Origin of the sequence: Paenarthrobacter sp. NPDC058040 (genome assembly GCF_042885775.1) — a bacterium.
In the GTDB taxonomy this organism is placed as follows: domain Bacteria; phylum Actinomycetota; class Actinomycetes; order Actinomycetales; family Micrococcaceae; genus Arthrobacter.
The window spans coordinates 300,591-311,076 of record NZ_JBHVRN010000007.1; the positions used below are offsets into that span (position 1 = coordinate 300,591).

Genomic DNA, 10,486 nt, shown 5'->3' on the forward strand with positions numbered 1-10,486 from the left:
CAACATTGTCATCAAATGCCAACTCGGCGGGAGGGTGGGAGGCAACTCGGCGGAAGTGTTAAGAGGCCCAGTGACCGGAAACACGGCGCTTGGACGGATATCGCTAGGATGGTGCTAGCCGTAAGCGGTCTACTCCAGGGTTACCAACCCACAGACGAATTCAGCATAGGAGTCACCATGCCCATTGCAACCCCAGAGATTTACTCCGAGATGATCGACCGTGCAAAGGCTGGCGGCTTCGCCTTCCCTGCGGTCAACGTGACGTCGTCGCAGACTCTGAACGCTGCGATCCGCGGTTTCGCCGAGGCAGAATCCGATGGCATCATCCAGGTTTCCACCGGTGGTGCGGCGTACTGGTCCGGCGCCTCGGTCAAGGACATGGTGGCCGGTTCCCTGGGCTTCGCCGCTTTCGCCCGCGAGGTAGCCAAGAACTACAACGTCAACATCGCCCTCCACACGGACCACTGCCCGCAGGACAAGCTCGAGGGCTTCGTCCTGCCGCTGCTCGCGGCGTCCGAGGAAGCAGTGAAGGCCGGCAAGGACCCGATCTTCAACTCGCACATGTGGGACGGCTCGCACGAGACCCTTTCGGAGAACCTGCGTATCGGCCGTGAGCTGCTGCAGCGCGCCGCTGCGGCGAAGATCATCCTCGAGGTCGAGATCGGCACCGTCGGTGGTGAAGAGGACGGTGTGGAGAACGAGATCAACGAGAAGCTCTACACCACCACCGAGGACGCCCTGGCAACGATCGAGGCCCTGGGTGCGGGCGAGAACGGCCGTTACTTGACCGCGTTGACGTTCGGTAACGTGCACGGTGTGTACAAGCCGGGCAACGTCAAGCTCAAGCCTGAGCTGCTCAAGCAGATCCAGGCCGAGGTTGGTGCGAAGATCGGCAAGGAGAACCCGTTCGACCTGGTGTTCCACGGCGGTTCGGGTTCCTCGGAGCAGGAAATCGCTGACGCTGTGTCCTTCGGTGTGATCAAGATGAACATCGACACCGACACCCAGTACGCGTTCACCCGCCCGGTGGCCGGGCACATGCTCGCCAACTACGACGGCGTGCTGAAGGTCGACGGCGGTTTGGGCAACAAGAAGACCTACGACCCCCGCGTCTGGGGTGCTTCTGCTGAGGCCGGCATGGCAGCCCGCATCGTCGAAGCAGCACAGCAACTCGGATCGGCCGGCAAGACGTTCTGATGTCCGACGAATTCCGGAAGAACCTTATGGGGCCGGAGCCCACCCTCCTGCCCGCCGAAAACGAGATCTACCAGCACCTGGCCCTTGGCAAGGAAGCACTGGACCTCGTGGCACAGAACCCTACGTCGTCCCTCCTGTGGGCCATCCTCGCGGAGGAAGCCTGGGCGGAGGGCCGGACCATCGAGTCGTACGCCTACGCCCGCGTCGGCTACCACCGCGGCTTGGACGCCCTGCGCCGGAACGGTTGGCGCGGCGTAGGCCCCATCCCGTGGGAGCACGAGCCCAACCAGGGCTTCCTGCGTGCGCTCTATGCGCTGGGTCGGGCGGCAGCCGCGATCGGCGAAGCTGACGAGCCCGAACGGATCGAGCAGTTCCTGAACGACTCGGACCCCAAGGCCAAAGCTGCAATCGAAGCTCGCTAAAGGCAACAACAAACGACGGCGGCCCTCACCGAAAAGGTGAGGGCCGCCGTCGTTTGTCAACCCGCCCAAGTAGGTCGCACTTGTGCGCGTTTTCAGCGGTCAAAACGCGCACTATTGCGACTCAGTTGGGTTAGGCCTTGCGGGGGATGCCCGTGCGTGCCATGGCTTCGGCGTAGGCCGCGTGGATGGCGTCCAGGTACTCCTGCTGGCGTTCGGGGGTTCCGGCGAAGGAACGGCCACCCAGCGAACGGACCTTGAACGTCTTGAAACCGCGGCGGGCGATGCTGGCCGGTGCTGCCTTCATGAGCTGGTCGGCGAGGCGGTGTGCCTCGTTGCCGTGGGCCACCAGGGCAGACGTGCGCGGCAGGAGCTGCAGCAGGCGCAGGAGCGGCTTGAGGCCCTCGGTGATGTTGGCGGGGGTGAGCTTGCCCGGCTCCTCGTTCGGCTCGATCCACGGGTACGCGTTCCACGGAATGACGAATTCCGGACGCAGGCCCAGCTGCCACTGCATGCCGAGCATGCGGGTGGTGGCCTCGTCATCGCCCGGCTTGATGAAGCCTTCGCCGGAGGTGGTGCGCTGGTTGGAGAAAAGGCTGACGATGCGGCAGTCGTCCATGCTGTGCGCGGGGTCGATGTAGAGGACCTCGCTGCCTGGCTTCTGGTCCTTGAGGGAATCGCACAACGCGTTGACCTCGGCGATGTGGTCTTCGTAACGGCGGTTCCAGAGGAGTTGTTCGGGTGAGTCAGTCGCCAGGTCTTGCATCAGAAGTTTGGTCTCCTAGGTGTTACAGCGCGCACCAATCGGACCGGCTGCGGACATGGCGCAGTCGACGCTCAAAGGGTGCTGTTGGGGGCTGGTTAACCTTACCGGACTATGGAGGTGGTACCGTGCCGCCTCCGGCGTGCCGACCGAATAAGACACGGCGTGTTGCGGCCCCGCACGGGCCGTAAGCAACCACTTTAGTAACATTCCCGCAGGTCAGCACCCTTACCGTTGACTTTGTCCAAGCCAAGTGATGGGTTGGGGGCAGCGGTTTTGGGGGAAACCGAACCCCCCGGGCCAGATCCGGTCTCCTGAGCGGACAGCAAACATCTACCGTGGGGGTAAAAGTGGTTGCAACACATGAAGCGGCATCTGAAACACCTCAACGTCCAAGCAAGGCTCCCAAAGTCCGTGCCATCCTTGCCGGCGGCCTTGTCCTTGGATTAGGTGCGGCAATTACCTTGGCCGCCTGGAACGATTCCGAATTCGCCCAAGGCACCTTCACTGCCGGCGCCTTCAACCTCGAAGGAAGCACCGACGGCACTGCCTTTGCCGAACATCCCGTGGGTTCGCCTGCCACGCTGAGCTTTACGGCCAACCCGGGCAACCTGGCACCGGGCGATGCGGTTACCGCACCTTTCGCCGTGCGGCTCGACGACAGCACCACCAACGACGCCACCGTCACCGTCTCCACCGAAGCATCCACCGGCTCGCTGACCGGACTCACGTACTCACTCACCCAATCGACGGCGTTCGGTTGCGGCGAGCCGGTCACCGCCACTTTGGTGACGGCCGGGCAGGCGTTGGGTACGACGCCGGGCAGCGTCACCTTCGCGCTGGCGCAGGGCGCGGGGACGGATCCCGGAGACGCCGTAAACCTGTGCTTCCGGATCACGGCGGACACCAACCTGGTCCAATCCCAAACCGGGACCACCACGTGGGAATTCGCGGCGGAATCCCAGTGATCCATGGGCATCCGACCATCAGGGACGCGGCGGGCCCGAAGGCAGCGCCGCGGAGTTTTCCTGCGCGTGCGGGCACTCCTCGCGGGAGCTTTGGCGTTGGGGATAGGCGGCTCGGTCACGCTGGCAGCGTGGACTGACACCGACTACGCCGCCGGGACCTTCGGGGCCAGCGTTTTCGTCACGGAATCCAACGTCACCAAGCCCTACAGCGCCGCGGGGACGTGGAGCACCAATGACGTCGCTCCCGGCGGGGCGCTCGTGTTCACCGCCACCGCCATGAGCCCGGGGACGGTGGCCTATGCGCCGTTCGCCATCCGGACCAAGGCCGCGTCCGTGGCCGGGGAAGTGGTGCTCGGCATCCCGTCCGTTACCAGCAGCGGAACCGGCAATGCCGATCTGGGTGCTGCACTGCGGTACCGGGTTGTGCGTTCGGCGACGTGTGATTCCACGGCGTTCACAGGTTCGCCAACCTTCGTGGTGGGCAGCGACGGAGCCAAACCGTTCACGCAGGGGCAAGCCGCCGGCGTCGTCAATCCGCTCGCAGCCGCCACCGCAACCTTGCCGGGAACACCTACGCAGTTCTGCTTCGAAGTGATGCTGCCCGCAGGAGCGAACAACGCCCTCCAAGGCCAGACAGCGACGGCCACCTGGCAGTTCACTGCCAGCTCGAGCTCATGAGCCGGACAAACGCCGTGCGGCGGGTCCGCGAGTTGCTGCTCAACCTTGCCGCGGCGGGCGGTGCTGTGTGCATCGTTGCCGTCATCGCGACCGTGGTGTTCAGCATTTCCCTGGTCCTGTTCAAGACCGGTTCCATGTCCCCGGCCATTCCGGCGGGCTCGCTTGCTCTTGTCCGGGAGATCCCGGCGGCGGAGATCCAGATCGGCGACGTGGTCACCGTGAACCGGCCCGGCAAGCTGCCGATCACCCACCGGGTCCAGACCATCACGCCCGCCCAGGGGGAAGCACGGACCATCACCATGAAGGGTGACGCCAACGCCGAACCCGATCCCGCACCTTATGTGGTGGAACGGGTACGCGTGGTGCTGTGGTCCGTCCCCGGGCTCGCGTACCCCCTCGCCGCAGCCGCAAATCCCGTGGTGCTAGGTGCAACCACCCTTGCCGTCGCCGCGCTGGTCACATGGGTGCTGTGGCCGCGTGCGGGGAGCAGGGGCAGCCGACGGAAAGGTCAACATGCGGCTGCGTAGTTGGGGCACTGCCGTAGCGGTGCTCGTATTGTCGGGCACCCTGGGAGGCGTCAGCGCGTCGCCCGGCGCAGCGTACGCGTTGCCCGGCGCGGCCCAGCCGACGCCCGGTTCATCACGTGACGGGCAGCCGTCGGGCTGGTTGGAGCTCGACGCCGGTCCGGCCGCCCAGGCTCATCAACTCACCCCCGGCGGGACTGCCCGGTGGGCAGTGGACGTGAAGGTCCGGGGCGAGCCCGCGAGTGCGCTGGAGGTGTGGTTGGAACCGGGTGCGGTTGAAAACGGAGAGCAGTTGCTCCGCGAGCACCTCAGCATTGAACTGCAAGCTTGCGCCCAACCATGGACGGACGGAACCTGCGCCGGAGGTTTGCAGGAGCTGTTGGACCCCACGCCGCTCGCTGACGCGGAAGGCGCACGCGTGCAGCTGGAGGATCCCGGGCCGGGCGGTTCCACTGGCACCTACGTGCTGCTCACCGCTGCGCTCGCCGACGACGCGCCGCGGGAGGTGCAGGGAACCCGGACCCGCATCATCCTCGGCGTTCACGGTGCGGGGGATGACCCTGGCTCAAGCTCCAGCCCGCCGAACCAAACCGGCCCCGGGCACGCCGGCGAGGCACCGCCGTCGGGCTTTCTCGCCAACACGGGCGCCCAGCTTGGCGGCTTCGCGCTCCTGGGTGTCCTCGCCGTTGGGGCAGGTTTTGGGCTGGCACGAATGCGGGGTGCGAAGGCATGAGGAGGCTGTTGGCGTGTCTCGGGCTTGGGTTGGTCCTGGTCTTATCCGCAGCCAGCCCACCTGCAGTCACCGAGGCAGCTTGGCAGCAGAACACCTACGCAGCGGGCAGCTTCGGGACGATCACGCTGCCACCGGCAACTCTCAACGGCCCTTGCGAGTTCAACCCTGCCTTTCTTGGCGTTGGCGCGTATGTCCGGGTCTATTGGAAACCCCCGGCGGCTTACCCGAACCTGACGGATGCCGCGATCGACGTCCACCTGATCACCTCCGGATCCGCCGTGACCACCCTGCAGGGGTACCCGGGGGTGGCCAACACGACGGGGACGTCGGCGGGCTACACAACGGACATCCCCGCCACACTCCTCGGGGGATTGCTGGGATTCAACACACAGTTCCAGGTGGACATCTACATCACATCGGCCGGGTGGAGGTCCACGCCGGTGTCGGTCCGGGCGAACGCAGGACTCATCGCGGGCGTGGGTGGTTCGTGTACCAATGTGGCCTGACAACGTTACTCCCTGGCCCGCACTACCAAAACTTCACGCGACCGCCGTCGGACGTGCCTTGACACCAGACTTTCAGGGCTCATCGGCTAAACTTGGCTGGTAAGAGCCCCGAACCTCTTGCGTTGGCTGCCGCCTCTGGCGGCCATGGCGGTAACCTCGGGGCATTCTCATGTACGGCGCCGGACCCTGGTAATCCCGCTTGGGCCGGCCCGAAAGAATGGGGGAGGATCCCATGCCCGCAATCGTGATCGTCGGAGCCCAGTGGGGCGACGAAGGCAAAGGCAAAGCAACCGACCTGCTCGGCGGCCGCGTTGACTACGTGGTCAAGCCCAACGGCGGAAACAACGCCGGCCACACCGTGGTTGTTGGCGGTGAGAAGTACGAGCTCAAGCTCCTTCCCGCAGGCATCCTGAGCCCCAACGCCATTCCGATTATCGGCAACGGCTGCGTGGTGAACCTCGAGGCCCTCTTCCAGGAGATCGACGGCCTCGAAGCTCGTGGCGCCGATACCTCCCGCCTGCGTGTTTCCGCCAACGCCCACCTGGTTGCCCCGTACCACCAGGTGCTGGACAAGGTCACCGAACGCTTCCTCGGCAGCCGCGCCATCGGCACCACTGGACGCGGCATCGGTCCGGCGTACATGGATAAGGTGGCCCGCCTGGGCATCAGGGTCCAGGATGTGTTCGACGAGTCGATCCTTCGCCAGAAGGTGGAAGGCTCGCTGCGCCAGAAGAACGAACTCCTGGTCAAGGTCTACAACCGCCGCGACATCGAGGCCGAAGAGATCGTCCAGTACTTCCTGTCCTTCGCCGAGCGCCTGCGCCCGCTGGTCATCGACAGCACCCTGGAACTGAACAACGCCCTGGACGAGGGCAAGGTTGTGCTCATGGAAGGCGGCCAGGCGACGTTCCTGGACGTCGACCACGGCACCTACCCGTTCGTCACGTCATCCAACCCCACGGCAGGCGGCGCGTCGGTTGGTTCGGGCATCGGCCCCACCCGCATTTCGCGGTCCATCGGCATCATCAAGGCCTACACCACGCGTGTTGGCGCCGGACCGTTCCCCACGGAGCTGTTCGACGAGATGGGCGTCTACCTGCAGAAGACCGGCGGTGAGTTCGGCGTGAACACCGGCCGTCCGCGCCGCTGTGGTTGGTACGACGCCGTCCTGGCCCGCCACGCCTCGCGCGTCAACGGCTTCACGGACTACTTCGTCACCAAGCTGGACGTGCTCACGGGCATCGAGCAGATCCCGGTCTGTGTTGCCTACGACGTTGACGGCGTCCGCCACGACGAAATGCCCATGACCCAGACCGAGTTCCACCACGCCGTGCCGATCTTCGAGTACTTCGACGGCTGGACCGAGGACATCACCGGCGCGCGCACCCTGGAAGACCTTCCCGAGAACGCCCGCAACTACGTGCTGGCCCTCGAGAAGCTCTCCGGCACGCGCTTCTCGGCCATCGGCGTCGGCCCGGACCGTGACCAGACAATCGTGGTGCACGACCTCATCAACGACTAGCTCTTACTGAAGTACGACGACGGCGGGTCGCCCCACCTTCCTCGGAACCTTTGGGTTCGTGGAGCGTTAGGGCGGCCCGCCGTTTGTTGTTGGTGGGGGCGCGAGTGGGTGAAGCCTGCGGCGAAGCCCATGCCGACCCCGCGCAGGTGGCCGGGGAATACCTCGGCCTGGGTCCTGGTCGTGTACCCGGCGTTGAAGCAGGAGAAGGCCAGAAACAGGACGAGCACGGGGATCGCTGGTGCGTCCGCCCAGATACCGATGACCAGCAGGAGCCTGCGCGAAGCCACTGCCCGGGCACCGTGAGGATTCGGCGGCCAAGCTTGTCAAGCAAAAGTACGGTGGTGGCCACGCCCGCGGCCGCAAGTGCGGACAGGCCAACTCCACCGGCCCAGCCACCGCCGAAGCCGAATTGGTTGAGCACCTCGTCGGCGAAGGTTGGGATCGCGTCAAAGGATCCTTTGGTAGGACGGCTTGCCGGAGCGCAGACATCGCCCCACGCCCTCCCTATCAGGGGCTTTCCGCGTCCAAACAATGTGTCTCACCTCCGCGGTCTCGACATTGCGAATTGCACTGCCTTGATGGGACTTCGAGAGGCAGGGGAGACGCTGTTCGCAGCACCTGACCTGATAGGCACTCAGACGTCGCGTTGGCTGCGCGTCTGAGCCGCAGGCGTAGGTCAGGAAGGTCCGGCCTGACGGAGGTATTGGTAAACCGTTTCGCGGCTGATTCCGAAGTCCTTCGCAAGGACAGACTTCGGTGTTCCATCGGCCGCTCTCCGTGCCGGCTCGATGGCTCGTTCCGGTGTGAGCGTTTTTTTGCGTCCGCGATACGCGCCCCGCTGCTTGGCCAGGGCAATGCCTTCTCGTTGTCGTTCCTTGATCAGTGAGCGTTCGAACTCGGCGAAGGCCCCCATGACGGAAAGCATAAGGTTGGCCATGGGAGAGTCGTCACCAGCAGCACGATGACGGCGATGTCGATGTGGAGGCGCTGCGGGATGTGCCTCTGATGCAGCTATCCCAAAAGGAACGCGACGCAGTCTTCAAAAGCATCCGCACGAAGCTCGACGAGTAACCGGGCTATGAACAGAGACCCTCACCCTGGCCCTCGGCTAGCCCAAGGCAACGGGATCCGTCGTACAGACGACGACGCGATGATCGAGAACAACACTTTCATAAGGGTAATAATTTACCCATAAAAGGCATTTAGCGGTAAACTATTACCCATGGGACGTCGAGAGATTGGCCTAACCCGTTCCGCCGAGGACGCGCTTGTCGTGCTCGGGCAGCAGATACGGATGGCGCGCGCTGCTCGAGGGTGGACCGCGGAGCATCTCGCCGGCACAGCCGGTATTACGCGGAAAACATTGGCGGCCATCGAGCACGGTAGCGCCGCGAGCAGCATCGGCAACGTGTTCAACGTCGCGGTGATCGTTGGTGTCCCCCTGTTCGGCGTCGAGGACCCCAGCGAACTCATTGCGCTCCGCCGACGAGGCGAGGAACGACTGGCACTGCTTCCCACACGCGTCGACAAGACGCGAAAGGACAACGACGATGGCCTCGACTTCTGACATCTATGTGTGGGTGTGGCTGCCCGGGACGACCACACCGGTGCCCGCTGGCCGCCTTCGGGAGGGTGCCCCCGGCCAGTTCTCCTTCGACTACGGTCGGCGGTACTTGAAGCGCTCCAACGCCATCTCACTGGCTCCAACCCTCCCACTATCCGAGCAAACGTTCGGACCCACCGGGTCAATGGGGCTACCTGGTGCTCTGCGCGACGCTTCACCAGATGCATGGGGGCGGCGCGTCGTTCAGTACCAGGTCACCGGCGACCGAGGCGACGACGCCGACACGGGCGACCTTGACGAACGCACATATCTCTTGAACTCCGGCTCCAACCGCTTCGGCGCCATCGACTTCCAGAAGTCAGCCACCGACTACGTCCCGCGTGCTGCGGCTCCCGCCCCGCTGGAAACGCTCCTGAACGCCGCAGACCTCGTTGAAGCTGGAGAAGATTTGCCGTTCGAACTCGAGCGAGCCCTCCTGAGCGGTACAGCGATGGGCGGTGCGCGCCCGAAGTCCGTCATCCACCACTCTGGTCACGAGTACATAGCGAAGTTCACCGCGTCCAACGACCACTTCCCAGTGGTCGGGGCAGAGGCAACGAGCATGTTCCTCGCCGAAAAGGCAGGGCTCAACGTCGCCCGAACTCGCGTCGAGAGCGTCCTCGGCCGGAGCGTCTTGCTGGTTGAGCGATTCGACCGCACGAACGACGGCGGGCGAATCCTCGCGACAAGCGCCCTAACCATGACCGGCCTGGACGAGCTGCAAGCACGCAGCGGCAGCTATGTCGAGTTTCTGGACGCCCTGCGAAACAACGGCGCGCCCGAGGGCACCGCCTCCGAACTCTTCGCACGCATCGCATTCAACATGTCAATCTCCAACTCCGATGACCACCTGCGGAACCACGCGGCCCTCTGGGACGGATCAGTCGCGACGCTCAGCCCCGCCTACGACCTTTCGCCCATGCGGCGCAGCGGAGAGACGGCTTCACAGGCCATCGCCTACGACAGGAACGGAACAAAGCGGAACAACCTATCTGACCTCATCACCGCCCGTAGTCTCTACGACTTAACCAAAGCCGAGGCCAACAACATCGTCGCCCGAATCGAAGACGCAATCCGTGAGCACTGGGCAGAGGCTGCAGACTTTGGAATGCTCACCAACGCCGACAAGCGACTCCTATGGGAGCGGCAGTTCCTCAACCCCGGGACCCTCTACGGCTTCCGGGATCGGTGAAGCTCGCCGCTGGACAAATCGCCACGGCGATTGTTTCGATCACCACCAGGAAGCGCCAGCACGCCGCCCACCCAGGGACCCCGATGCCCGAATAGCGTCGAGATCTATCCGCCCGCTAACCGACAGCACCCCGCGGCCCTAATGCATCTGAGGGCGATCAAACGGTTTCGGTAGTGTGAAACTTCGTTCGCCGAGACAGCAGTCTCACACCCCTCCCTCAGGTCCAAAACGCCTGTGAGGATTGGAGTGGCTGGTCTGGGATTGGCTGGCAGAGTAGGTGCAGGCTGTTCCACCTGGCGGTCGTGACTCATTAAACGCTTGGCCCCGGCTCTTTCTTGGGTGTCCTTTTATCGACATGTCCGTCTGCTGGGTGGGCGGCCG

At 64.4% G+C, this 10,486-nt stretch carries 12 protein-coding genes and 1 pseudogene; 10 read left to right on the top strand and 3 right to left on the bottom strand.

Annotated features, from left to right (window positions below):
* Positions 1-177 precede the first annotated feature (177 nt).
* Together fbaA and ACFVSJ_RS12205 are read left to right on the top strand one after the other, a co-directional pair.
* The gene (fbaA, locus tag ACFVSJ_RS12200; protein ID WP_387437057.1) at positions 178-1,197 is read left to right on the top strand and encodes a class II fructose-bisphosphate aldolase; all 1,020 of its coding nucleotides are present in this window, start codon (positions 178-180) and stop codon (positions 1,195-1,197) included.
* On the top strand, positions 1,197-1,619 hold the full coding sequence (locus ACFVSJ_RS12205) for a DUF3151 domain-containing protein (RefSeq protein ID WP_387437058.1): 423 nt from the start codon (positions 1,197-1,199) through the stop codon (positions 1,617-1,619). Before fbaA ends, ACFVSJ_RS12205 begins: the two co-directional genes overlap by 1 nt.
* 130 nt (positions 1,620-1,749) lie before the next feature.
* Here the strand turns inward: ACFVSJ_RS12205 and ACFVSJ_RS12210 are convergent, their stop codons facing one another.
* Positions 1,750-2,382: a uracil-DNA glycosylase gene (locus ACFVSJ_RS12210; RefSeq protein ID WP_387437059.1), complete on the bottom strand. Its 633-nt coding sequence runs from the start codon at positions 2,380-2,382 to the stop codon at positions 1,750-1,752.
* Positions 2,383-2,729: 347 nt separating this feature from the next.
* On the opposite strand from ACFVSJ_RS12210, the gene ACFVSJ_RS12215 reads away from it, so the two are divergent.
* The 6 genes from ACFVSJ_RS12215 (at position 2,730) to ACFVSJ_RS12240 (ending at position 7,310) form a co-directional block, all read left to right on the top strand.
* Positions 2,730-3,347, top strand: coding sequence for a SipW-dependent-type signal peptide-containing protein (locus ACFVSJ_RS12215; RefSeq protein WP_387437060.1), 618 nt, complete (start codon positions 2,730-2,732; stop codon positions 3,345-3,347).
* Positions 3,348-3,350: 3 nt separating this feature from the next.
* The gene (locus ACFVSJ_RS12220; RefSeq protein WP_387437061.1) at positions 3,351-4,025 is read left to right on the top strand and encodes a SipW-dependent-type signal peptide-containing protein; all 675 of its coding nucleotides are present in this window, start codon (positions 3,351-3,353) and stop codon (positions 4,023-4,025) included.
* Positions 4,022-4,552, top strand: coding sequence for a signal peptidase I (locus tag ACFVSJ_RS12225; protein ID WP_385665574.1), 531 nt, complete (start codon positions 4,022-4,024; stop codon positions 4,550-4,552). The genes ACFVSJ_RS12220 and ACFVSJ_RS12225 overlap by 4 nt, the downstream gene beginning before the upstream one ends.
* Positions 4,539-5,282, top strand: a complete 744-nt coding sequence (locus ACFVSJ_RS12230; protein WP_387437062.1) for a hypothetical protein — start codon at positions 4,539-4,541, stop codon at positions 5,280-5,282. The genes ACFVSJ_RS12225 and ACFVSJ_RS12230 overlap by 14 nt, the downstream gene beginning before the upstream one ends.
* Before the next feature lie 8 nt (positions 5,283-5,290).
* Positions 5,291-5,788 carry a hypothetical protein gene (locus ACFVSJ_RS12235; RefSeq protein ID WP_387437063.1) on the top strand — a complete coding sequence of 166 codons (498 nt, stop codon included), beginning with the start codon at positions 5,291-5,293 and terminating at the stop codon, positions 5,786-5,788.
* A gap of 232 nt (positions 5,789-6,020) precedes the next feature.
* Positions 6,021-7,310 carry an adenylosuccinate synthase gene (locus ACFVSJ_RS12240; protein WP_387437064.1) on the top strand — a complete coding sequence of 430 codons (1,290 nt, stop codon included), beginning with the start codon at positions 6,021-6,023 and terminating at the stop codon, positions 7,308-7,310.
* Here the strand turns inward: ACFVSJ_RS12240 and ACFVSJ_RS12245 are convergent.
* Positions 7,307-7,597: a hypothetical protein gene (locus ACFVSJ_RS12245; protein WP_387437065.1), complete on the bottom strand. Its 291-nt coding sequence runs from the start codon at positions 7,595-7,597 to the stop codon at positions 7,307-7,309. The two genes, ACFVSJ_RS12240 and ACFVSJ_RS12245, sit on opposite strands and share 4 nt — an antisense overlap.
* Before the next feature lie 389 nt (positions 7,598-7,986).
* Positions 7,987-8,262, bottom strand: a pseudogene (locus ACFVSJ_RS12250) (recombinase family protein); the annotation flags it as partial.
* A gap of 270 nt (positions 8,263-8,532) precedes the next feature.
* Here ACFVSJ_RS12250 and ACFVSJ_RS12255 point away from each other — a divergent pair.
* Together ACFVSJ_RS12255 and ACFVSJ_RS12260 are read left to right on the top strand one after the other, a co-directional pair.
* On the top strand, positions 8,533-8,877 hold the full coding sequence (locus ACFVSJ_RS12255; RefSeq protein ID WP_387437066.1) for a helix-turn-helix transcriptional regulator: 345 nt from the start codon (positions 8,533-8,535) through the stop codon (positions 8,875-8,877).
* Positions 8,861-10,105 carry a type II toxin-antitoxin system HipA family toxin gene (locus ACFVSJ_RS12260; protein WP_387437067.1) on the top strand — a complete coding sequence of 415 codons (1,245 nt, stop codon included), beginning with the start codon at positions 8,861-8,863 and terminating at the stop codon, positions 10,103-10,105. The genes ACFVSJ_RS12255 and ACFVSJ_RS12260 overlap by 17 nt, the downstream gene beginning before the upstream one ends.
* Positions 10,106-10,486 lie beyond the last annotated feature (381 nt).

Excerpts from the sequence above, each read along its gene's own strand:
- fbaA (WP_387437057.1), top strand. The coding sequence starts at position 178 with ATGCCCATTGCAACCCCAGAGATTTACTCCGAGATGATCGACCGTGCA.
- ACFVSJ_RS12205 (WP_387437058.1), top strand. The coding sequence starts at position 1,197 with ATGTCCGACGAATTCCGGAAGAACCTTATGGGGCCGGAGCCCACCCTC.
- ACFVSJ_RS12210 (WP_387437059.1), bottom strand. The coding sequence starts at position 2,382 with ATGCAAGACCTGGCGACTGACTCACCCGAACAACTCCTCTGGAACCGC.
- ACFVSJ_RS12220 (WP_387437061.1), top strand. The coding sequence starts at position 3,351 with ATGGGCATCCGACCATCAGGGACGCGGCGGGCCCGAAGGCAGCGCCGC.
- ACFVSJ_RS12225 (WP_385665574.1), top strand. The coding sequence starts at position 4,022 with ATGAGCCGGACAAACGCCGTGCGGCGGGTCCGCGAGTTGCTGCTCAAC.
- ACFVSJ_RS12230 (WP_387437062.1), top strand. The coding sequence starts at position 4,539 with ATGCGGCTGCGTAGTTGGGGCACTGCCGTAGCGGTGCTCGTATTGTCG.
- ACFVSJ_RS12240 (WP_387437064.1), top strand. The coding sequence starts at position 6,021 with ATGCCCGCAATCGTGATCGTCGGAGCCCAGTGGGGCGACGAAGGCAAA.
- ACFVSJ_RS12255 (WP_387437066.1), top strand. The coding sequence starts at position 8,533 with ATGGGACGTCGAGAGATTGGCCTAACCCGTTCCGCCGAGGACGCGCTT.
- ACFVSJ_RS12260 (WP_387437067.1), top strand. The coding sequence starts at position 8,861 with ATGGCCTCGACTTCTGACATCTATGTGTGGGTGTGGCTGCCCGGGACG.